Here is a 21,695-nt window from a genome sequence, read left to right as displayed (position 1 = left end):
CGGGGCGCGGGGCAGAAAACAGGAGCAAGAATGTCTACGATCAAGCTGATCTCGCCCGTGGATGGGTCGGTTCATGCCGAACGCACGGCCCTGCCGCTGACCGAGGCGCGGGCCTGTGTCATGCGTGCACGGAAGGCGCAAAAGGACTGGGCCGCGCGCCCGCTGCAAGAGCGTGTCGATCTGGTCATGGCGGGTATCGAGGCGCTGGACGGCATGAATGCCGAGATTGTGCAGGAGCTGGCCTGGCAGATGGGGCGCCCGGTGCGATATGGGGGCGAAATGGGCGGGGTGCGCGAACGTGCATCCTATATGGCGCAAATTGCCGCTGAGGCGCTGGCGGATGAGGTCATCGAGGAGAGTGCCACCCTGAGCCGCGTTCTGGCGCGCGAGCCGCAGGGCGTGGTGTTTGTGATTGCACCGTGGAATTACCCCTTTCTGACCGCCGTGAACACTGTTGTCCCTGCCTTGATCGCGGGGAACGCGGTTGTGTTGAAACATGCCAGCCAGACCCTTCTGGCGGGCGAGCGGCTGGCGCAGGCGATGCATGCGGGCGGTGTGCCGGAAGATGTGTTCCAGAACCTTGTTCTGGACCATGCCACGACCGAGGCGCTGATCGGCGAGCGGGCTTTCGGGTTTGTGAATTTCACGGGGTCCGTGGGTGGCGGTCAGGCGATTGAACGCGCGGCGGCGGGCACGTTCACAGGTGTCGGGCTGGAACTGGGCGGCAAGGATCCGGGCTATGTGCGCGAAGATGCCGATCTGGATGCCGCTGTGGCTGGGCTGATGGACGGGGCGATGTTCAATTCCGGCCAGTGCTGCTGCGGGATCGAGCGGATTTATGTCCATGAAAGCCTGTATGGGGCATTTGTCGAGAAGGCCGTGGCGTGGGTGAACGAGCAGAAACTGGGCAACCCGCTGGAACAGGACACCACCATGGGCCCGATGGCGCATGCGCGTTTTGCCGCCACAGTGCGCAGCCAGATTGACGATGCATTGGGCGCGGGCGCACGCGCCCTGATCGACCCTGCCCTGTTCCCTGCCGATGATGGCGGGGCCTATCTGGCGCCGCAAATTCTGGTTGATGTGGACCATTCCATGCGCGTCATGCGCGAGGAGAGCTTTGGCCCCGTTGTGGGCATCATGCCGGTGCAGGGGGATGCGCAGGCGGTGGAACTGATGAACGATTCCCCCTATGGGTTGACAGCCTCAATCTGGACAGGGGATGCGGATGCCGCGCGCGCCATTGGGGCACAGCTGGAATGCGGCACCATTCTGATGAACCGCTGCGATTATCTGGACCCGGCGCTGTGCTGGTCGGGCTGCAAGGACACTGGGCGCGGTGCGGCCTTGTCGAAACTGGGTTATCTGGCGCTGACGCGGTCCAAATCCTACCATCTGAAGAAGGTCTGAAACATGTCATTTTCGGCAAACTGGAGCTATCCGACCGCCATCAAATTCGGCGTGGGCCGGATTTCGGAACTGGCGCAGCATTGTCAGGCTGCGGGCATGATGCGCCCGCTGCTGGTCACGGACAAGGCGCTGGCGGCATTGCCCATCACCGCGCAGGCACTGGATGTGCTGGATGCCGCAGGGCTGGGCCGCGCCGTGTTTTCGGACGTGGACCCCAACCCCACCGAAGCCAATATGACCGCTGGTCTGGATGTTTACCGCGCAGGCGGGCATGACGGGGTTGTGGCCTTCGGCGGCGGCTCGGCGCTGGATCTGGGCAAGATGATCGCGCTGATGGTGGACCAGCCTGTGGGCGTGTGGGATCTGGAAGATATCGGCGATTGGTGGACGCGGGCGAATGCGGACACGATTGCGCCCATCATTGCAGTGCCCACCACCGCCGGCACTGGGTCCGAGGTCGGGCGCGCAGGTGTGCTGACCGACAGTGCGACACACCGCAAGAAGATCATCTTTCACCCCAAACTGATGCCGGTTGTCACCATTTGTGACCCTGCGCTGACTGTGGGCATGCCTGCCTTTATCACGGCGGGCACCGGCATGGACGCCCTGGCCCATTGTCTGGAGGCGTATTGCAGCCCGCATTATCACCCCATGTCACAGGGTATCGCACTGGAGGGGATGCGGCTGGTCTTAGAAAACCTGCCCCGCGTTTATGCCACCCCTGATGATCTGGAGGGGCGCGCGAACATGATGTCTGCCGCCGCCATGGGGGCTGTGGCCTTCCAGAAGGGGTTGGGGGCGATCCATGCGCTAAGCCATCCGATCGGGGCGGTGTACAACACCCATCATGGCACCACCAACGCTGTGGTCATGCCTATGGTGCTGGATTTCAACCGCCCCGCGATCGAGGACCGGATTGCCCGCGCCAGTGCCTATATCGGTATTGATGGCGGGTTTGACGGGTTCCGTGCACGCATCATGGACTTGCGCGCGGCGCTGTCCATTCCCGAAAACCTGTCGGCGCTGGGTGTGGAACGCGCGCGACTGGACGAGTTGACACAGATGGCATTGCTTGACCCGTCCTGCGGGGGCAACCCGATCGAGTTGACACAAGCGAATACGCGCGCCTTGTTCGACGATTGCATGTGACGGGAAAAGGGGCGCGATCATCACGACGGGATCGCGCCCTGTTGCCCCACGCGCTCAGGCATCATCCAGCAGGAAGGGGCGCAGACTTTCGATAAAGCATTCCATGAATTCAAGCGTGATCATGGACGGCTGCTTATGGATCGGGCGCACAAGGGACAGGCGGTGTGGAATGACCGGCCGGAAGGGCCGGTAATCCACCCCCTGCCCCCGATATTTCACGGCATCCAGTTCACTGATGACGGACACGCCAACGCCTTGCGCGACGAATTCGCAGGCCGTGGTAAACTGGCGCGCTTCGACAAAGGTTGTGATGCTTTGGCCATCAGCGGCGAACGCCTCGGTCAGCAAGCGGAAGAACGGGCTGTCGCGGCGTGTATGGATCAGCTTATGCGCCACCAGATCACGCGGTCTGATGGTGTCCAGCCGCGCAAGCGGGCTGCCTTCGGGGAAAATACACACAGTTCGGACGCGCACTTCCTCGTGCTCGACCGCGGGGTGCCCCTCGAACCCGTCGGTGATGCCGAAATCAAACTGTTCGCCGACCATCCATTCCAGAATACGTTCGGGGCGGTCCGGTTCCAGCGTCACGGTGACGCCGGGGCGGTCCTTCAAAAACTGGGCCACGACACGCGGCAGATGGCTGATGGCGAATCCCGGCAATGAGGCGATTCGCAAATCACCTGCCTTGCGCTGGGTAATGTCGCGGCTGGTTTCCGAGATTCGGTTCAGAAGTTCCAGCAAGCGCCGGATATCGGGCAGCAAGAACCGTGCTTCCTGTGTGGGCACAAGGCGCCCGTCACGCCGGTCGAACAGATTGAAGCCCAGATCATTTGCCAGATCGGACAAAAGCCTGCTGACGGCGGGCTGCGACACATTCAATTGCTGGGAGGCGCGCGTCATCGTGCCATGTTCGACCACGGCATGAAACGCTTCCAACTGGCGCGGGCTGATTTGTCCTGACATGCTGGCTTCCCCCTGCTTGCGCAGCATATGATATAATAAAATGTTATGTTAGAAAATAAAAAAATTGTCTTGTCTTATGATTGTTACAATGCCACGCTAGGCACCGTAGCGAGCGGGGACAAAACCTTGCCCCCGTGACAACCGAACAGTTCCATCGCTACCTTCGAAAGGGAGGAAATCATGAAGAAACAAGTGTTTGGCGCCTGTATCGCCGCGACCACCGCACTAACCCCTGTCTGGGCCAATGCGCAAACCACCATCAACTGGTGGCACGCCATGGGCGGCGAGCTGGGCGAACTGCTTGAGGGCGTTGCCGAAAGCTTCAACGAGACTCAGGACGAGTTTCGCGTCGTGCCCAGCTACCGCGGCACCTATACCGAGGCAATGACCGGCGCGATCGCCGCATTCCGCGCAAACCAGCAACCGCATATCCTGCAGGTCTTCGAGGTTGGCACCGGCACGATGATGGCGGCAGAAGGCGCAATCTATCCGATCTATCAGTTGATGGATGATTTTGACGTCCCATTCGACCCCAGCGCCTATCTGGACACAGTGGTCAGCTATTATACCGATCCAAACGGCAATTTGCTGTCCTTCCCGTTCAATTCGTCCACGCCCATCATGTATTACAACAAGGACGTGTTTGAAGCTGCGGGCCTTGACCCTGAAACACCGCCCGCAACATGGGCCGAGGCCGAGGCAGCCGCACGCGCCATCGTCGAATCGGGCGCTGCACCTTGCGGGTTCACCACGTCATGGCCAAGCTGGGTGATGCTGGAAAACTTCAGCGCATGGCACAACATCCCGCTGGGCACACAGGCCAACGGGTTCGAAGGGTTTGACACGGAATTCGTTTTCAACAACGACCATGTGGCACGCCACTGGGATAACCTTGCCGCATGGCAGGATGGCAATGTCTTCCGCTGGGGTGGCCCTGGCCCTGGCCCCGATGCCTTCCCGGCATTCTATGCGGGCGAATGCGGGTTCGTATTCGGGTCGTCCGCCAGCCGCGCAGGTGTGCTTGCCAATTCCGATTTCAACGTAGGCTTCGGCTTCCAGCCCTACTATGATGATATCGAAGGCGCGCCGCAAAACACCATCATCGGTGGCGCAACCCTGTGGGTTCTGACCGGCCACACCGACGAGGAATACGAGGGCACAGCGCGCTTCTTCGAATTCCTGTCCCAGCCCGAAGTTCAGGCCCAATGGCATCAGGACACCGGCTATCTGCCGATCACACAGGCATCGTTCGACCTGACAACCGAGCAGGGCTATTACGAAGCGAACCCCGGTGCAGACACATCGATCCGGCAAATGACGCTGAATCCGCCGACCGAAAATTCCAGCGGTCTACGTTTCGGCAATTTCGTCCAGATCCGCGATGTCATCTCGGAGGAGATGGAAGCGGTGATGTCGGGCAGCAAATCCGGCCAGCAAGCGGCAGATGACGCGGTGCGTCGTGGCAACGCCCTGCTGCGCGAATTCGAAGCCTCGATGAACTGAAACTGATATGTCGGCCCGTCCCTGTTCCGGGGGCGGGCCGCATTCTTTTTTGTCGGACCGGATACGATGCAAACCAAACGCATGACCTTCTCCAGCAAGTGGTTGCCCTATGCGCTGCTGGCGCCACAGGTGATCATCACGCTGATCTTCTTCATCTGGCCATCCTATCAGGCGCTGATCCAGTCGGTCTACCGTCAGGGGGATGCGTTCGGAATCCGGCCGCCAACCTTTGTGTGGTTCCAGAACTTTCAGGCATTGTTCAACGATGATCTGTATCTGAACTCACTCAAGACCACATTCATCTTCTCGGTGGGGACAACCATCCTGTCGATGGGCGTGGCGCTTCTGTTCGCGGTCATGGTCAACCGCATGATACGTTCGCGCGACAGCTATACAACATTCCTTGTCTGGCCCTATGCGATTGCACCGGCGATTGCGGGCGTTCTGTGGTGGTTCATTTTCAACCCCACGCTGGGGATCATGCCCTACATTCTGGACATGGTCGGCTATGACTGGAACCACCGGCGCAACGGCAATGATGCCATGATCATGGTTATTATCGCATCGGCATGGCGGCAGATCAGCTATAACTTCCTGTTTTTCCTTGCCGGTCTGCAATCCATCCCGCAATCCCTGATCGAGGCCGCGGCAATCGACGGGGCCAGCCGCATGAAACGATTCTGGACGATTGTGTTCCCGCTGCTGTCGCCGATCACCTTCTTCCTGATGGTGGTGAATATTGTCTATGCCATGTTCGACACATTCGGCGTGATCCACGCCACCACCGAAGGCGGGCCAAGTCAGGCAACGACAATCCTTGTCTACAAGGTCTATCGCGACGGTTTCGTCAATTTGAATTTCGGCTCGTCTGCGGCGCAATCGGTCATCCTGATGGGGATTGTCATCATTCTGACCGTGATCCAGTTCCGCTATATCGAGCGGCGCGTGAACTACTGAAGGGGCTGAACCATGGTCGATAACAATCGCTGGGGCAACTTCTTCGCCCATGTCATTCTGATCGTCGGCGTCGCCATCGTCGTCTTTCCGGTCTATGTGGCGATCATCGCCTCGACCCATCCGCCGGGAACCTTCGTGCGCGGCGTCATGCCGCTGCTGCCGGGGCCCAACGCATGGGAAAATTACCGCACGGTCATCACCGAAGGACGGTCGCGGGCGGGCACGCCCCCCATTGGCGGGATGATGTGGAACAGCTTCATCATGGCGATGGCCATCACCATCGGCAAACTGTCCATCTCGATCATCTCGGCCTTTGCGATCGTGTATTTCCGTTTCCCCGGACGCATCTTTTTCTTCTGGATCATCTTCATGACACTGATGCTGCCGGTCGAAGTGCGGATTGTGCCCACCTTTCAGGTGGTTGCCGATTTCGGGATGCTGAATTCCTTCGCGGGCCTGTCGATCCCCCTGATCGCCAGCGCAACGGCCACATTCCTGTTCCGGCAGTTTTTCATGACTGTCCCCGAGGAGCTGATGGAAGCCGCCCGCGTTGACGGGGCGGGGCCGATGAAATTCTTCAAGGACATTCTGATGCCCTTGTCGATTACCAATATCGCTGCGCTGTTCGTGATCATGTTCATCTATGGGTGGAACCAGTATCTCTGGCCGCTTCTGATCACGACAGACCCTGAATACTACACAATCGTCATGGGCATTCAGCGCATGGTCACAGGTGGCGACAGCGAACCGCTGTGGCATCTGGTCATGGCAACTGTTGTGCTGGCCGCGCTGCCGCCCGTTCTTGTAATCCTGTTCATGCAGCGCCTGTTTGTTAAGGGCCTGACCGAGACGGAGAAATAACACATGGCTTCAATTACCATGGCTAATCTGGGCAAGGTGTATACGGGCGATGTGCGCGCCGTCACCGATGTCAATATCGACATCAAGGACGGCGAGATGATCGTCCTTGTCGGCCCTTCCGGCTGCGGCAAATCCACGCTTCTGCGTATGGTCGCAGGGCTGGAAACGATCACCGAAGGGACGCTGAAGATCGGGGACCGTGTCGTAAATCAGCTGGAACCGGCGGAACGTGACATTGCAATGGTGTTCCAGAATTATGCGCTTTATCCGCATATGACGGTGTTCAACAATCTGGCTTACGGGCTGAAGAACCGCGGTTTCAAAAAAGCCGAGATTGAACAGCGGGTGAAGCAAGCCGCCGAAATGCTGGAGATTGGCAAGTTTCTTGACCGCAAGCCGCGCCAGCTATCGGGTGGCCAACGCCAGCGCGTAGCGATGGGCCGCGCACTTGTGCGCGAACCGGCCGCGTTCCTGTTTGACGAGCCGTTGTCGAACCTTGACGCAAAACTGCGTGTCCAGATGCGTGTCGAAATCCGGCAGTTGCAAAAGCGCCTTGCAACCACATCCTTGTATGTGACCCATGACCAGTTGGAAGCGCTGACCATGGCGGACCGTCTGGTGGTGCTGAATGGCGGGCGGATTGAACAGATCGGCACGCCAATGCAGGTCTACTCGCACCCCGAAACCACCTTTGTGGCAGGCTTCATCGGATCACCCGCAATGAACATGCTGCCCGCCGACTACCTGCGCAGCACGCAACCGGCCGAAACACTGGCGCATATCCCGCAATCCGCCGATCTTATCGGCATCCGTCCCGAAGATTTCGCACTGGACGCGCCAGCCGATGGCGACCTGATTCTGACGGGAACATTGTTGTTGCTGGAACCTGCCGGCGCAGAAAGCCATCTGCATTTGCGTTTCGACGGGGTGAAGGAAAATATGATCGTGCGGCTGCCGCATGTCCCTTCGGTTGAAGAAGGGCAGTCCCTGTCCTTCACTGTGCGGCGCGAAAGCCTGCATCCGTTCGACGCGGCAACCGGCAAGCGCGTTGCATAAACAGGGCAGGCAATTATGACCAATATCCTGCGCCGTCAGGCAGGGCAACCGCAAATCTACGGACATCGCGGCGCGCGTGGCGTTCTGCCGGAAAACACGATGGCGGGATTCGATTATCTACATGAAATCGGCGTGACAGCCGTGGAACTGGACGTGCAGAACGCCAAGGGGCGGGTTCCTGTTATTCTGCATGACCCGCTTTTGCCCATGGCGCATACGCGCGACGCGCAGGGAAACTGGCTGCCCGCGCCGGGACCGAAAGTCATTGACCTGAGTGTGGACGCGCTGCGCCATTATGACATAGGCCGACTGAATGGCGCGACGGACTATGCCAGCCGCTACCCGCAGCAACGCCCCCTTGACGGGGCGCGCATTCCGACGCTTGCAGAATTTCTGGACTGGGCGCAGGCAGATGCGGGTCTGCTGATCAATATCGAGATCAAGTCACATGCCCACCAGCCCGATCTGGGCGACCCGCCCGAGTTTCTGGCCGAAGATGTTGCGCAACTGGTGCAGCAATTCGGGCTGTCCGCACGGGTTGTCATATCCTCGTTTGACTGGCGTGTGCTGTCTGCGCTGCGCCGTCTGGCCCCTGACATTGCGCGCGCCTATCTCAGCTTTGAACAACAGGGGCAAGAGACGAATATCGTTGATGGTGGCGCGCTGATGGACGGGCTGGACCGCGCGGATTTCGGCGGCAGCCTGCCCGCATTGATCGCCGCGCAGGGCGCAAAAGCGTGGTGCCCCTATTTCCGTGATCTGACACCGGCGCGGCTGGCGGAAGCGCATGCGCTTGATCTGGCTGTCAACGCGTGGACTGTCAATAATGATGACGATATCCGCAGCATGATTGCAATGGGTGTGGACGGCATCATCACCGACTACCCTGCCCGTGTCCAGCAGCTGCTTGGTGCCGCTGTCGCGTGATGCGGGCGGCATAAGACACGCGGGTCCGGCGGCCTGTATTCGTGCCTGCTACTTTCTGTGCCACGGATTGGGCCGGAACCGTGCAGGTTTGCCGGATCTGGGCACGTTGGACGCGACAAAGCGGTAGCGCGCTTCGGGGTGTGGCGGCTGGCCCAGACAGCGTGACCAGAACGCCCGACCGCCCAGACGCTGCCACAGCGGGTATGACAGCACAACGCCCGCGATGAACCCGCCCGCATGCGCCCAATAGGCCACGCCACCGACACCTGCCGGTGTTGAAACCCCGCCCAGAAGTTGCAGCGCGAACCAGCCCCCCAGCACAACCCATGCCGGTGCAGGTATGACGCGGAAAATGACGATCAGAAACAGGAACAGGTCGACCCGTGCGCGGGGATAGAATAACAAATACCCCCCCAGCACACCCGCGATCGCCCCCGACGCGCCCACCATGGGAATGACCGAATTCGGATCTGATGCGAATTGCAGGCCCGCCGCGGCAATCCCGCACAGCAAATAGAACCCCAGAAAACGGAAATGCCCCCAGACATCTTCCATGTTGTTTCCGAATATCCATAAAAACAACAAATTGGACCCCAGATGCACCAGATTGCCATGCAAGAATTGATGTGTCAGCAGCGTGGCAAAGCCTTCGCCCATACCAAGGCGCGCGGGCAACATGCCCCAGCTTTGGAAGAAGTTCATCAATTCACGCTCTTGCGCGAACAGGTCCGAATAGCCAATAAAAACCAGAATATTCGTTGCGATCAGCGCATAGGTGACAAAGGGCCTGCGCACAGACGGGTTATGATCGCGTATCGGAATCAGCATTCGGCAGGTCCGGAAGTAAACGGCGCCCGAACGTCATGTCCGGGCGCCATAATAGGGTTAAACATGTGCCCGACCCGGGCACAAGGCAGGCATCTTTAATCCGCGGTCAGCAATGGCGGGTTCTTGCCGGACAGGCGCTTGGCTTCCGGCCCTTCCACGGTCAGGGCAATCTTGTCATCTTGCACATGAACGCGGACCACACCGCCTTTTGTCAATTTGCCGAACAACAATTCTTCGGCCAGCGGTTTCTTGATGTTTTCCTGAATCACACGCGCCAGCGGGCGCGCGCCCATCTTGTCATCATAGCCCTTGTCTGCCAGCCATGCGGCCGCATCCTCGGACAACTCGATTGTGACATTGCGGTCCATAAGCTGCGCTTCAAGTTGCAGAACAAACTTCTCGACAACCTGAACGATAACCGATTTCGGCAAGGGTGCGAAGCTGATGACCGCGTCCAGACGGTTGCGGAATTCCGGGGTGAATGTGCGTTCAATCGCGGCCGTATCCTCGCCCTCGCGCCGGTCACGACCAAAGCCGATGGCGGCTTTCGCCTGTTCTGCCGCACCCGCATTCGATGTCATGATCAGAATGACATTGCGGAAATTCACTGTCCGGCCGTTGTGGTCGGTCAGCTGGCCATGATCCATGACCTGCAACAAGATGTTGTACACATCCGGATGGGCCTTTTCGATCTCATCCAGCAGCAACACGCAATGCGGATGCTGGTCGACACCATCCGTCAGCAAACCGCCCTGATCAAACCCGACATAACCCGGAGGCGCGCCGATCAGACGCGACACCGCGTGCTTTTCCATGTATTCGGACATGTCGAAACGCAGCAGTTCAACGCCCAGACTATCTGCAAGCTGTTTGGCCACTTCGGTTTTACCAACGCCGGTCGGACCCGCGAACAGATAGTTCCCGATAGGCTTTTCAGGTTCGCGCAGCCCTGCGCGGGACAGCTTGATCGCCGATGACAAGGCATCAATCGCCGCAGATTGCCCGAACACCACGCGCTTCAGCGTGCGTTCAAGATCACGCAGCACCTCTGCGTCGTCTTTCGACACATTCTTCGGCGGGATGCGTGCAATCTTGGCCACCACCGCCTCGATCTCTTTGGGGCTGATGGTCTTGCGCCGTTTGGACTCGGCCAGCAGGTGCTGTGCGGCCCCTGCTTCGTCAATCACATCAATCGCCTTGTCGGGCAGTTTGCGGTCATTGATATAGCGCGCGGCCAGTTCCACAGCGGTCTTGATGGCGTCATTAGTGTAGCGAATGTCGTGGTGTTCCTCGAAATACGGCTTCAACCCCATCAGAATCTTGATCGAATCCTCGACCGTGGGTTCGACGACATCGATTTTCTGGAACCTGCGCGACAGCGCGCGGTCCTTCTCGAAATGCTGGCGGAATTCCTTGTAGGTTGTGGACCCCATGCACCGCAATTTGCCGCCCTGAAGCGCGGGTTTCAGCAGGTTGGACGCATCCATTGCCCCGCCCGATGTTGCGCCCGCGCCGATGACTGTGTGGATTTCATCGATGAACAGCACGGCGTCGGGGTGGTCCTCCAACTCCTGCATCACGGATTTCAGGCGTTCCTCAAAATCGCCGCGGTAACGCGTTCCCGCCAGCAGCGCGCCCATATCCAGCGAGTATATCGTGGAGTTCGCCAGAATTTCCGGGGTTTGCCCTTCGACGATTTTCTTGGCCAACCCTTCGGCAATGGCTGTCTTGCCGACACCGGGATCGCCCACCAGAAGCGGGTTGTTCTTGCGGCGGCGGCACAGCACCTGAATGCAGCGCTCCACCTCGGAGCTGCGGCCAATCAGGGGGTCAACATCGCCTTTGCGCGCCTTGGCGTTCAAATCGACGCAGAATTTGCCCAATGCAGTTTCCTTGGGCTTTTCCTCAGCAGTCTCGGCATTGGCGGTTTCTTCATCTGCACCGCTGACGGGACGCGCTTCCGAGAAGCTGGAATTCTTGGCCACGCCATGCGCGATGAAATTCACAGCGTCATAGCGCGTCATATCCTGTTCCTGCAGGAAATATGCAGCGTTTGATTCGCGTTCGGCAAAAATCGCAACCAGCACATTCGCGCCCGTCACCTCGTTGCGGCCCGAACTTTGCACATGGATGGCAGCGCGCTGGATAACGCGCTGGAAGGCCGCTGTTGGCACCGCTTCAGACCCTTCGACATCAGTGACAAGCGAGGTCAGCTCCTCGTCAATAAAGTCATTCAGGGTCTTGCGTAATTCGTCCAGATCGACATTGCAGGCTTGCATCACGCGGCTGGCATCGGGTTCGTCAATCAACGACGACAGCAGATGTTCCAGCGTTGCGAATTCGTGCCGCCGGGCATTGGCCAGTGCCAAAGCCCCGTGAATGGATTGTTCCAGTGTGGCAGAAAATGATGGCACGTCAGACGCTCCTGTATTTTTGATCCCTAGGCCCATACCGCAGGATCAGTCTCGCCTCTTAATCTTAAACTTCGGTTTTATTTTCCGCCGTTCAAGTGTTTTTTCATCAACTTTGTCCCCAATGCACAAAACACGCAAGTATTAAGCAGGTCGCGCGGGTCAAAACTTGTCTTTCAGCGCCCGAAGATGTGCGAATGTGTCCACATCACTGGCGCGCGGCATTCCAAGCGATGCCTTCATGCGGGGGTCAGTGGCCCGCAGGAAGGGGTTGGTCGCCAGTTCCAGCGACAGCGGTGCAATCGCCATGGGCTTCCCGTCCTTGCGGTCCGCATCGGACCGGGCAATACGCGCCACCAGATCAGGGTTGTCCGCATCAACGCTAAGTGCGAACGCTGCATTTCCTTTAATATAGTCGTGACCAGAGCAAATGACAGTGTCATCCGGCAAATCCATGAATTTCGTCAGACTGTCCCACATTTGCTGCGCGCTCCCCTCGAACAGACGCCCGCAGCCAAGTGCCATCAGGCTGTCGGCTGTGAAGGCCAGTTTGGCTTCGGGAAAATGGAATGCGATATGCCCGACAGTATGTCCGGACGCATCAAGCACATGGCCGGTTTCGTGCCCGATTGTGACGCTGTCGCCTTCGGCAAGCGCATGGTCCAGCGGCGGCAGGCGATGTGCGTCGCCCCCTGCCCCCCAGACACGCGCGCCGGTTGCCGCCCGCAAATCCTGCACCCCGCCGATATGGTCGTCATGGTGATGCGTGATCAGAATATCCGTCAGCGTCCAGCCTTGCGCGGTCAGGGCCTGCTGCACAGGCGCGGCTTCGGGCACATCGATAACTGCGGTCGCACCCGATGAAGGATCATGGATCAGATAGGCATAGTTATCAGCCAGACAGGGCACAGCGTGCAGCACAAAGGGCATGGTCTTTTCGCTTTCATCCGTTACAGTCCCGTCAAGACTGCGCCAAACGGGCGGCATGTGCAACCAAGGCATCATCAAGGGGTGAAGGGCAGACTATGCATCACGATGTCCGTGCACTGCGCGACTTCTACTACACCACATCGCTGGGGCGCGCGGCCCAGAAGGCCATGCGCGACAAGTTGCGGGCCTGCTGGGACGACACGACCGGCCTGTCCATTGCAGGGTTCGGCTTCGCCGCACCGCTGCTGCGCCCCTTCCTGCCCGAGGCCGCGCGCGTCACAGCCCTGATGCCCGCCCAGCAGGGGGTCATGCACTGGCCTGCGGAATCGGCCAATCATTCCGTTCTGGTCGAGGAAACCAACTGGCCGCTTGCCACCGGAACAATCGACAGGCTGGTTTTCCTGCACGGGCTGGAAACATCGGACCGCCCCGCCGCCCTGCTGGAGGACGCGGCACGGGTCCTGAAAACAGGGGCGAAGGCCGTGTTCATCCTGCCCAACCGCTCGGGCCTGTGGGCGCGACATGATGGCACACCCTTTGCACTGGGGCGGCCCTATTCGCTGGGCCAGATCGAGGCGGAACTAAAAGATCACGGTTTAGCGCTGGAAAACCATTTTGCCGCAATGTTCTTCCCACCGCGCGACACGGCGCGCTGGCTGCGATGGGCCATGACCATGGAACGTGTCGGACAAAAGCTGTCGCGCTATCATGCGGGCGGCGTGCTGATCGTGCAGGCCAGACGCGTCAGTGACACGCCCGGAACAACCGGGCTTGTGGTCAAGTCGCGCAAACCCCTGCGCGTTCTGGACGGGGTGACGCAACCTGGCGCGCGTCCGGCGTGGTAGGCGCAAACCGACAAGATACCGGCCATATCCATCGCGCGGGGAATCAGCGCGACCACCAGCTGCCTGCCCGCCTGAACTTCAGCCTCTGATTGCGCAAACAAGCCTGCGGGCCGTTTGAAACCGCGTCGAAAGCGGAAAGCAGGGTAATTTTATGACCCTGATCATCAAGAAGTGGTTACCTTCGCGGTTGCGGCAGAAATGGACCTCTGCTAAACCCGCGCCGACCTCACATGCCGCGTAACTGTAGCATTCATGACATCGGGCCAGCGCGAGGCTTGATGAAAACCAAGATGGAAGGGTGGACGTGTCCGAACCAGCTTCGATCTCCTCCGGCATTGCTGCGCGCTATGCCACTGCAATTTTTGAGTTGGCGAAAGAGTCAAAATCACTCAAAACCCTTGAAGCCGATGTCGACGCGCTGGATGGCGCGCTGACCGAAAGCGCTGATCTGCGCAACCTTATCACTTCGCCCGTCTACACGCGCGATCAGGTTGCCACCGCAATCACCGCAATCGCCAAGAAAATGAAACTGTCGCAGGCTGTCGCTGGCGCGCTTGGGCTGATGGCCCAGAAGCGCCGCCTGTTCGCCCTGCCGCAGGTGCTGTCTGCATTGCGCACCCGCATCGCCGACGAGAAAGGCGAGGTCACAGCCGAAGTGACCGCCGCGCAGCCCCTGTCGAAAGCACAGGAAACAGATCTTGTCAAAACGCTGAAAGCGCGTATTGGCAAGGATATCAAACTTAAACTGGCCGTCGATGAGTCCCTTATCGGCGGTCTTGTCATCAAGGTGGGCTCGCAAATGATCGACACGTCGATCCGCGCGCAGCTCGCGGCCCTCAAGAACAGTATGAAAGAGGTCGGATAAATGGGTATCCAAGCAGCTGAGATCTCTGCGATCCTGAAAGAGCAGATCAAGAACTTCGGTCAGGATGTCGAAGTCGCAGAAATTGGCCGTGTGCTGTCCGTCGGGGACGGTATTGCGCGTGTCCACGGGCTGGACAATGTTCAGGCCGGCGAAATGGTCGAGTTTCCGGGCGGTGTGCGCGGTATGGCGCTGAACCTAGAGGCCGACAATGTCGGTATCGTGATTTTCGGCGACGACCGTGGCATCAAGGAAGGCGACACCGTCAAGCGCACGAAATCCATCGTGGACGTGCCCGTGGGTGACGCGCTGCTGGGCCGTGTTGTTGACGGCCTTGGCAACCCGATTGACGGCAAAGGCCCGATCGCAACCTCGCAGCGCGCCGTTGCGGACGTGAAGGCACCGGGCATCATTCCGCGGAAATCGGTGCATGAACCCATGGCAACCGGCCTGAAATCGGTTGACGCGATGATCCCGATTGGCCGCGGCCAGCGCGAACTGATCATCGGCGACCGCCAGACCGGCAAGACCGCTGTGGCACTCGACACCATTCTGAACCAGAAAAGCTATAATGAAGCGGCTGGCGACGACGAGTCCAAGAAACTGTATTGCGTCTATGTCGCCATCGGTCAGAAGCGTTCGACCGTTGCGCAGTTGGTGAAGAAGCTGGAAGAAACCGGCGCGATCGAATATTCGATCGTTGTGGCCGCAACCGCATCCGACCCTGCCCCCATGCAGTTCCTGGCCCCCTATGCCGCGACGGCCATGGCAGAACATTTCCGCGACAATGGCCGCCATGCGCTGATCATCTATGATGATTTGTCCAAACAGGCTGTTGCCTACCGCCAGATGTCGCTGCTGCTGCGCCGCCCGCCGGGCCGCGAAGCCTATCCTGGTGACGTGTTCTACCTGCACTCCCGCCTGCTGGAGCGTTCGGCAAAGCTGAACGAAGATCATGGCGCAGGCTCGCTGACGGCGCTGCCCATCATCGAAACCCAGGGCGGTGACGTGTCGGCCTTTATTCCGACCAACGTGATTTCGATCACCGACGGCCAGATCTTCCTTGAAACCGAACTGTTCTATCAAGGTATCCGCCCTGCTGTGAACACGGGTCTGTCCGTGTCGCGCGTGGGGTCCTCCGCGCAGACCGATGCCATGAAATCGGTTGCCGGTCCGGTCAAGCTGGAACTGGCGCAATACCGCGAAATGGCGGCGTTTGCACAGTTCGGGTCCGACCTTGACGCCTCCACCCAGCGTCTGCTGAACCGTGGTGCGCGCCTGACCGAGCTCATGAAGCAAGGCCAGTATTCGCCCATGACCAACGCCGAGATTGTCTGCGTCATCTTTGCAGGCACCCAAGGCTATCTGGACAAGGTTGCGGTCAAGGATGTCGGCCGTTTTGAAGCTGGCTTGCTGGCCCATCTGCGGGGCAGCCACAAGGCGCTTCTGGATGACATCACCGTCAATGACCGCAAGGTCAAAGGTGATCTGGAAGAAAAAATCCGCGCCGCACTGGATGAGTTCGCGAAAGACTTCGCCTGAGGGCGCGGTGATAGGAGCAGCGAATGGCAAACCTGAAGGACCTTAAAAACCGGATCTCAAGCGTCAAATCGACGCGGAAGATCACCAAGGCCATGCAAATGGTCGCGGCCGCAAAATTGCGCCGCGCCCAGGATGCAGCCGAAGCGGCGCGTCCTTATGCCCAGCGTATGGCGGATGTGGTCAATGGCCTTGCGGCATCTGTCGCAGGGTCTGAAACAGCCCCGAAACTGCTGGCCGGAACCGGGTCGGACCAGACCCACCTTCTGGTCGTGATGACAGCGGAACGCGGCCTTTGCGGGGGGTTCAACTCCTCTATCGTGAAGGCGGCGCGTGTGCGCGCAGCCAGATTGCTGGACGAAGGCAAGACGGTCAAAATCCTGACAGTCGGCAAGAAGGGGCGCGAGCAATTGCGGCGCGACCTGTCTGCGCATCTGGTCGGTCACGTTGACCTGAGTGAGGTCAAGCGCGTCGGGTATGAGAACGCAGCCGATATTTCAAAACGTGTGTTTGAAATGTTCGACGCGGGCGAATTCGACGTCGCGACGATCTTCTACAACCGCTTTGAATCGGTGATCAGTCAGGTTCCGACACCGCAGCAGATTATTCCTGCCGAAGTGCCCGAGGCGGGCGCGGCCAATTCCGAGATGCTTTATGAATACGAGCCATCGGAAGAAGCCATTCTGGAAGACCTGCTGCCACGGTCCGTGACCACGCAGATCTTCACCGCGCTTCTGGAAAATGCGGCGTCTGAACAAGGTGCACGGATGTCGGCGATGGACAACGCCACGCGCAATGCGGGCGATATGATCGACCGTCTGACCATCCAGTATAACCGCTCGCGTCAGGCCGCGATCACCAAAGAGCTTATCGAGATCATTTCGGGCGCGGAAGCGCTCTGACGAACCCGGAGAGACATATAATGGCTTCAAATGGCAAAATCACACAGGTGATCGGCGCCGTCGTGGACGTGCAGTTCGACGGCGACCTGCCCCCCATCCTGAACGCGCTGGAAACCGACAATAACGGCAAGCGTCTGGTGCTGGAAGTGGCGCAGCACCTTGGCGAAAGCACGGTGCGCACCATCGCAATGGACGCAACCGAAGGGTTGGTCCGCGGCCAAAGCGTAAGCGACACCGGCGAGCCGATCATGGTTCCCGTGGGCGACGCAACACTGGGCCGCATTCTGAACGTGGTCGGCGAACCCGTTGACGAAGGCGCACCAATCGAGGCCGCTGAAAAGCGCGCAATCCACCAGCCTGCACCCGGTTTTGACGCCCAATCGACCGAGTCGGAAATTCTGGTGACCGGCATCAAGGTGATCGACCTGCTGGCCCCCTATTCCAAGGGCGGCAAGATTGGTCTGTTCGGTGGTGCCGGTGTGGGCAAGACCGTTCTGATCATGGAACTGATCAACAACATCGCCAAGGTGCATTCGGGCTATTCGGTGTTTGCCGGTGTGGGCGAACGGACCCGTGAAGGCAACGACCTGTATCACGAGATGATGGAATCCGGCGTTATCAACATCGATAACCTGTCCGAGTCCAAAGTGGCGCTGGTTTACGGCCAGATGAACGAACCCCCCGGTGCGCGTGCGCGTGTGGCGCTGACCGGTCTGACACTGGCCGAACAGTTCCGCGACCAGTCGGGCACGGACGTTCTGTTTTTCGTCGACAACATTTTCCGCTTCACACAGGCCGGTTCGGAAGTGTCGGCACTTCTGGGGCGTATTCCGTCTGCTGTGGGCTACCAGCCAACGCTGGCCACCGACATGGGCGCGCTGCAAGAACGCATCACCTCGACCAAGGCAGGCTCGATCACCTCGGTGCAGGCGATTTATGTGCCTGCCGATGACTTGACCGACCCTGCGCCGGCCACGTCCTTCGCCCACCTTGACGCGACGACCGTTTTGTCGCGTGCGATCTCCGAACTGGGCATCTACCCGGCTGTGGACCCGCTGGACTCCAACTCGCGCCTGATGGACCCGACCTATATCGGGGATGAACATTATCAGGTGGCCCGCGATGTGCAGGGTATCTTGCAGCGCTACAAGTCGCTGCAGGACATCATCGCCATCCTTGGCATGGACGAATTGTCGGAAGAAGATAAAATGACTGTGGCACGCGCACGCAAGATCCAGCGCTTCCTGTCGCAGCCCTTCGACGTGGCAAAAGTGTTCACCGGGTCGGACGGGATTCAGGTTCCGCTGGAAAAAACCATCGCATCATTCAAGGCAGTTGTTGCAGGTGAATACGACCACCTGCCGGAAGCTGCCTTCTATATGGTGGGCGACATTGACGACGTGATCGCAAAAGCCGAGAAGCTGGCCGCTGCGGCCTAAGGGGGGCCTTATGGCTGATATGATGCAATTCGACCTGGTCTCTCCTGAACGGAAGCTTGCTTCTGTTCAGGCCCGCGCGGTGCAGATTCCTGCAGCCGAAGGGGACCTGACGGCAATGCCCGACCATGCGCCATTGATCACCACGCTGCGCCCTGGTGTGCTGGTGGTCGACAGTGCCGAAGGGGAAACCCGCTTTGCCGTGACCGGCGGCTTTGCCGAGATTACCCCCAAGGCGACATCGGTTCTGGCGGAACGGGCCTATCCCATGGGCGCTGAGGGGCGTGAAGCCCTGCAAGCCCTGCTGGACGAGATGCGCGCCAAGGCGGCATCTGCCGAAGGCAATGACCGCGACGCGCTGAACAAGACAGCCGATGATCTGGCGCAAACCATCGCGTCAATGACCTGAGTTTCTGTCTATAAACATACGCAAAAGCCCCGCTGCAAGTTCTGCATGCGGGGCTTTTTCATGGTGTGGGCGCTAGCGCCTGTCGCGTTCATTCGCATTCACGCGACAGGCGCTAACTTATTGGTTTTGCATGTTCGAGAAGCTCAAAACCGGTTCCCACTTTTGCGCAACACGCTCTAGATCATTCTAGCTGTCTATCGGTGCGCATTGCCCATTGGGCGACGGGACATTGTTGCAGGCAGGATGGCACTTAGCGCCCGTCCGGACCGTCCGGGTCGCCGCCATCACCGGCATCTGTTTCCGATATCTCATCATGCTGCATCGTTTTGGGCTGTGCAGGTTCCGGCGGGGTGTCGGGCGCTTGTGGTGGTGGCACATCGCCGCGCAACGCTTCGGGGTTGCGCAGCCAGATATCGCGCTGCGCAAAGGGGATTTCCAGCCCTTCCTGTTTGAAACGCTCGGCGATCTGGTGGCGCACTTCGGTGCGCACAGCCATTCCCAAGCCCACATCACTGATGACGATCCGCAACTCGAATTCCAGCGCATCCGCGCCAAAATTGGTGAAATGCACGGCCGGTGCGGGGTCCAGAAGGGCCAGTGGCTGCGCATCACCAATCTCTTTCAGGACACGTTCCACCTTGCGGGTATCGGACCCATAGGCCACACCAACCGGCACAATGACACGCCCGATCTGGCTGAAGCGCGTCCAGTTCGTGACTGTCCCCGAAATCAGGTCGGCATTGGGTACAATCACATCCGTCCGGTCAAACGTCTCGATCACAGTTGAACGCACCGAAATCGAACGCACTGTGCCCATTGTGGTGCCAACTTCAATCCAGTCCCCTTCGGCCACAGGGCGTTCAATCAGCAAGATCAGGCCCGAAATAAAGTTCGATACAATGTTTTGCAGACCGAACCCGATACCCACGGACAAGGCACCCGCAACAATCGCAAGCCCCGACAGGTCAATGCCGGCGGTCGAAATGGCGACCAGCGCGGCAATGAAAATCCCGACATAGCCCGTCCCCGAGATCACCGCCTTCTGGCCACCCTTGTCGATCTTGGTTTTGGGCAGCACGGTCGAGCCTAGCGCACCTTGCACCATGCGCGTCAGCATATAACCGATTGAAAAGACGATCACGAAACTCAGGATATTGGTCGGCGAAATCCGCGTTTCACCAATTCGGAACCCTTCGCGCAGCACCTGCCACAATTCCAGCAATTCGGTCAGCCGCACCCCCCAGACCAACGCAAAGACCGGCAGCGACAACAGAACCAGCGCAAAACTGACAAGCGCGGGAACAAGCGCATCCGGATCATCCGGTTTGCGCCCTGTCACCATATCATGAACATCTGACACCGTTTGCGAGATGAAGATCAGAAAGGCCACCATCCACAGCGAAATGACTGCCGGAAACAACACGGCTTCGGCGGCCTGAACATACCCGATCGCGGCGAATACGGGCGCACCGGCGCCAATGACAATGGCACCGCGCCCAAGGATATTGATCATCCTGTCATAAAAGCGCCGATCCTCGCCCTGTTCGGCACAGAGTTTCGCGTGCAGTGTCATCAAGGACCCGAAGCGGGTTAAGATGATTCCAGCCAGAACAAGAATGGGAAACAGGATCACGGAATTGGCCGCGTCGGTCTGCACATCAGGGTTGATATACGCAAGCACAACCAAGGACAGACCAAGCACAAGCCCGATCAGATGCGACAGGAAACGGCCTTCGCGGCGGCGGGCCTCGGGCAGTTTCAGGGGCATCTGCGGCGTGTCGACAGCCGGAAACATCTCTCCTCCGGCCCAACGTGCCGAAAAATAGATGATCCCGAAACCAATCAGCGCAGTCGTCAGATCACTGCCAATATCGCCAATCAACCCCGTCAGGTCCAATGCAACAGCGACCGCCAGAACCGCAGTCACAGGCACAATAATCTGCGCCAGCGATGCGACTTCTGCAAAGACCCGCTTGCTTTTGCGCGCGCTGCCTTCGTGCAGCAGTCTGGCCACCGCACGTTCAATCCAGCGCCGCCCCCGCAACAACACAAACCCTGCGAAACCGAACAGCAGCAGTACAATCGGCAGGTTGGACCGGAATTCCCGTTGGGCAGCGGGGTCTTCCAGCGCACCGACGACCTGCGTGTAGAAGGTGAAACTGCGCCCCCATATGGCGTCTGCGGCCGCGATCCAGTTCACAGGGTTCAAGGGGGATGGCCACAGTTCCAGCAGCGCCTCGGCCTGACGTTCACGCAAGATGACATCAATCTGGCGTATCAACCCGTCGGCACGGCGAAACGCCTCTTGTGCGGCGATTCCGGGGGCTTGCAGCGCGGTCAACTGCTCGCTCAACTCCGCACGGCGAGAGGCGATTTCCGGCGCTTCACTCGCGCCCTCCTCGGGGACAGGGCCAAGCGCGGAAATCTGCTCTCTCAGATTCGCGATACGGGACTGGTTCGCATCCTGTGCGGCCAGAAAACGCGACCGGAAGGCGACAAGCTCCTGACGTAAATCATTCAGCGTCTCATCCGATGCCACGCCTGCGTCAATGACACGCTCCGCCTGGCTGGCGAAACTGCGCCATGCATCATAATCGGGCGCTGTGGCTGTGGATTGCTCGGTGGATTGTGCCAGTGCCGCATTCGGGGCTGCGACACTGGCCATGGCGCAAAACAGCGCCAGAATACAAAGCCTGATCAGCTGCAT

18 protein-coding genes are annotated in these 21,695 nt (G+C 59.2%); 13 read left to right on the top strand and 5 right to left on the bottom strand.

The features are described 5' to 3' along the window. Positions 1 to 30: 30 nt before the first annotated feature. Both ACTIE1_RS07115 and ACTIE1_RS07110 read left to right on the top strand, forming a co-directional pair. On the top strand, positions 31 to 1,410 hold the full coding sequence (locus ACTIE1_RS07115; protein WP_439560945.1) for an aldehyde dehydrogenase family protein: 1,380 nt from the start codon (positions 31 to 33) through the stop codon (positions 1,408 to 1,410). 3 nt (positions 1,411 to 1,413) lie between these two features. Next, positions 1,414 to 2,559 (top strand): iron-containing alcohol dehydrogenase, encoded by a 1,146-nt coding sequence (locus ACTIE1_RS07110; protein ID WP_439560946.1) that lies wholly within the window; start codon positions 1,414 to 1,416, stop codon positions 2,557 to 2,559. A gap of 54 nt (positions 2,560 to 2,613) precedes the next feature. On the opposite strand, the gene ACTIE1_RS07105 is transcribed toward ACTIE1_RS07110, so the two are convergent. Beyond that, positions 2,614 to 3,522: a LysR substrate-binding domain-containing protein gene (locus ACTIE1_RS07105; protein ID WP_439560947.1), complete on the bottom strand. Its 909-nt coding sequence runs from the start codon at positions 3,520 to 3,522 to the stop codon at positions 2,614 to 2,616. A 180-nt stretch (positions 3,523 to 3,702) separates the two neighbouring features. Between ACTIE1_RS07105 and ugpB the strand changes: the two genes are divergently transcribed. From ugpB to ACTIE1_RS07080, 5 genes are all read left to right on the top strand, one after another. Continuing rightward, positions 3,703 to 5,025, top strand: a complete 1,323-nt coding sequence (ugpB, locus tag ACTIE1_RS07100; RefSeq protein WP_439560948.1) for a sn-glycerol-3-phosphate ABC transporter substrate-binding protein UgpB — start codon at positions 3,703 to 3,705, stop codon at positions 5,023 to 5,025. Between the two features lie 66 nt (positions 5,026 to 5,091). Continuing rightward, complete coding sequence (gene ugpA, locus ACTIE1_RS07095; RefSeq protein WP_439560949.1) at positions 5,092 to 5,982, top strand: sn-glycerol-3-phosphate ABC transporter permease UgpA; 891 nt, start codon at positions 5,092 to 5,094, stop codon at positions 5,980 to 5,982. Positions 5,983 to 5,994: 12 nt separating this feature from the next. Then, positions 5,995 to 6,843 carry a sn-glycerol-3-phosphate ABC transporter permease UgpE gene (gene ugpE, locus ACTIE1_RS07090; protein ID WP_439560950.1) on the top strand — a complete coding sequence of 283 codons (849 nt, stop codon included), beginning with the start codon at positions 5,995 to 5,997 and terminating at the stop codon, positions 6,841 to 6,843. A 3-nt stretch (positions 6,844 to 6,846) separates the two neighbouring features. After that, on the top strand, positions 6,847 to 7,899 hold the full coding sequence (gene ugpC, locus ACTIE1_RS07085; protein ID WP_439560951.1) for a sn-glycerol-3-phosphate ABC transporter ATP-binding protein UgpC: 1,053 nt from the start codon (positions 6,847 to 6,849) through the stop codon (positions 7,897 to 7,899). Between the two features lie 15 nt (positions 7,900 to 7,914). After that, positions 7,915 to 8,826 carry a glycerophosphodiester phosphodiesterase family protein gene (locus tag ACTIE1_RS07080; RefSeq protein WP_439560952.1) on the top strand — a complete coding sequence of 304 codons (912 nt, stop codon included), beginning with the start codon at positions 7,915 to 7,917 and terminating at the stop codon, positions 8,824 to 8,826. A gap of 48 nt (positions 8,827 to 8,874) precedes the next feature. On the opposite strand, the gene ACTIE1_RS07075 is transcribed toward ACTIE1_RS07080, so the two are convergent. The 3 genes from ACTIE1_RS07075 to gloB all read right to left on the bottom strand — a co-directional run bounded on the left by ACTIE1_RS07075 (position 8,875) and on the right by gloB (position 12,995). Next, positions 8,875 to 9,654 carry a rhomboid family intramembrane serine protease gene (locus ACTIE1_RS07075; protein ID WP_439560953.1) on the bottom strand — a complete coding sequence of 260 codons (780 nt, stop codon included), beginning with the start codon at positions 9,652 to 9,654 and terminating at the stop codon, positions 8,875 to 8,877. Positions 9,655 to 9,749: 95 nt separating this feature from the next. Then, positions 9,750 to 12,068, bottom strand: a complete 2,319-nt coding sequence (gene clpA, locus ACTIE1_RS07070; RefSeq protein ID WP_439560954.1) for an ATP-dependent Clp protease ATP-binding subunit ClpA — start codon at positions 12,066 to 12,068, stop codon at positions 9,750 to 9,752. A gap of 159 nt (positions 12,069 to 12,227) precedes the next feature. After that, on the bottom strand, positions 12,228 to 12,995 hold the full coding sequence (gene gloB, locus ACTIE1_RS07065) for a hydroxyacylglutathione hydrolase (protein ID WP_439561185.1): 768 nt from the start codon (positions 12,993 to 12,995) through the stop codon (positions 12,228 to 12,230). Positions 12,996 to 13,090: 95 nt separating this feature from the next. Between gloB and ACTIE1_RS07060 the strand changes: the two genes are divergently transcribed. The 6 genes from ACTIE1_RS07060 (at position 13,091) to ACTIE1_RS07035 (ending at position 18,988) form a co-directional block, all read left to right on the top strand. Beyond that, positions 13,091 to 13,840 carry a hypothetical protein gene (locus tag ACTIE1_RS07060; RefSeq protein ID WP_439560955.1) on the top strand — a complete coding sequence of 250 codons (750 nt, stop codon included), beginning with the start codon at positions 13,091 to 13,093 and terminating at the stop codon, positions 13,838 to 13,840. A gap of 304 nt (positions 13,841 to 14,144) precedes the next feature. After that, positions 14,145 to 14,705, top strand: a complete 561-nt coding sequence (locus ACTIE1_RS07055) for a F0F1 ATP synthase subunit delta (protein ID WP_439560956.1) — start codon at positions 14,145 to 14,147, stop codon at positions 14,703 to 14,705. After that, the gene (gene atpA, locus ACTIE1_RS07050) at positions 14,706 to 16,244 is read left to right on the top strand and encodes a F0F1 ATP synthase subunit alpha (protein WP_439560957.1); all 1,539 of its coding nucleotides are present in this window, start codon (positions 14,706 to 14,708) and stop codon (positions 16,242 to 16,244) included. Between the two features lie 23 nt (positions 16,245 to 16,267). Continuing rightward, positions 16,268 to 17,143, top strand: coding sequence for a F0F1 ATP synthase subunit gamma (locus ACTIE1_RS07045; RefSeq protein WP_439560958.1), 876 nt, complete (start codon positions 16,268 to 16,270; stop codon positions 17,141 to 17,143). Between the two features lie 20 nt (positions 17,144 to 17,163). Further along, positions 17,164 to 18,582 (top strand): F0F1 ATP synthase subunit beta, encoded by a 1,419-nt coding sequence (atpD, locus tag ACTIE1_RS07040; RefSeq protein ID WP_439560959.1) that lies wholly within the window; start codon positions 17,164 to 17,166, stop codon positions 18,580 to 18,582. A gap of 10 nt (positions 18,583 to 18,592) precedes the next feature. Further along, positions 18,593 to 18,988 carry a F0F1 ATP synthase subunit epsilon gene (locus ACTIE1_RS07035; protein WP_439560960.1) on the top strand — a complete coding sequence of 132 codons (396 nt, stop codon included), beginning with the start codon at positions 18,593 to 18,595 and terminating at the stop codon, positions 18,986 to 18,988. Between the two features lie 250 nt (positions 18,989 to 19,238). On the opposite strand, the gene ACTIE1_RS07030 is transcribed toward ACTIE1_RS07035, so the two are convergent. Beyond that, entirely contained in the window at positions 19,239 to 21,695 is a 2,457-nt protein-coding gene (locus tag ACTIE1_RS07030; RefSeq protein WP_439560961.1) for a DUF3772 domain-containing protein, read from the bottom strand.

This window comes from Roseinatronobacter sp., from assembly GCF_051859525.1.
In the GTDB taxonomy this organism is placed as follows: Bacteria; Pseudomonadota; Alphaproteobacteria; order Rhodobacterales; family Rhodobacteraceae; genus Roseinatronobacter.
The sequence above is the reverse complement of the archived record's forward strand: the minus strand, read 5'-3'. Positions and strand labels throughout refer to the sequence as shown.

What these genes read in the sequence shown, in the direction of transcription:
- ACTIE1_RS07060 (WP_439560955.1), top strand. Translation starts at nt 13,091, where the DNA reads ATGCATCACGATGTCCGTGCACTGCGCGACTTCTACTACACCACATCG.
- ACTIE1_RS07075 (WP_439560953.1), bottom strand. Translation starts at nt 9,654, where the DNA reads ATGCTGATTCCGATACGCGATCATAACCCGTCTGTGCGCAGGCCCTTT.
- atpD (WP_439560959.1), top strand. Translation starts at nt 17,164, where the DNA reads ATGGCTTCAAATGGCAAAATCACACAGGTGATCGGCGCCGTCGTGGAC.
- ugpA (WP_439560949.1), top strand. Translation starts at nt 5,092, where the DNA reads ATGCAAACCAAACGCATGACCTTCTCCAGCAAGTGGTTGCCCTATGCG.
- ugpB (WP_439560948.1), top strand. Translation starts at nt 3,703, where the DNA reads ATGAAGAAACAAGTGTTTGGCGCCTGTATCGCCGCGACCACCGCACTA.
- ugpC (WP_439560951.1), top strand. Translation starts at nt 6,847, where the DNA reads ATGGCTTCAATTACCATGGCTAATCTGGGCAAGGTGTATACGGGCGAT.
- ACTIE1_RS07045 (WP_439560958.1), top strand. Translation starts at nt 16,268, where the DNA reads ATGGCAAACCTGAAGGACCTTAAAAACCGGATCTCAAGCGTCAAATCG.
- ACTIE1_RS07035 (WP_439560960.1), top strand. Translation starts at nt 18,593, where the DNA reads ATGGCTGATATGATGCAATTCGACCTGGTCTCTCCTGAACGGAAGCTT.
- ACTIE1_RS07105 (WP_439560947.1), bottom strand. Translation starts at nt 3,522, where the DNA reads ATGTCAGGACAAATCAGCCCGCGCCAGTTGGAAGCGTTTCATGCCGTG.
- ACTIE1_RS07080 (WP_439560952.1), top strand. Translation starts at nt 7,915, where the DNA reads ATGACCAATATCCTGCGCCGTCAGGCAGGGCAACCGCAAATCTACGGA.
- ACTIE1_RS07030 (WP_439560961.1), bottom strand. Translation starts at nt 21,695, where the DNA reads ATGCAGCTGATCAGGCTTTGTATTCTGGCGCTGTTTTGCGCCATGGCC.
- ACTIE1_RS07110 (WP_439560946.1), top strand. Translation starts at nt 1,414, where the DNA reads ATGTCATTTTCGGCAAACTGGAGCTATCCGACCGCCATCAAATTCGGC.
- gloB (WP_439561185.1), bottom strand. Translation starts at nt 12,995, where the DNA reads ATGCCCTTTGTGCTGCACGCTGTGCCCTGTCTGGCTGATAACTATGCC.
- ugpE (WP_439560950.1), top strand. Translation starts at nt 5,995, where the DNA reads ATGGTCGATAACAATCGCTGGGGCAACTTCTTCGCCCATGTCATTCTG.
- atpA (WP_439560957.1), top strand. Translation starts at nt 14,706, where the DNA reads ATGGGTATCCAAGCAGCTGAGATCTCTGCGATCCTGAAAGAGCAGATC.
- ACTIE1_RS07115 (WP_439560945.1), top strand. Translation starts at nt 31, where the DNA reads ATGTCTACGATCAAGCTGATCTCGCCCGTGGATGGGTCGGTTCATGCC.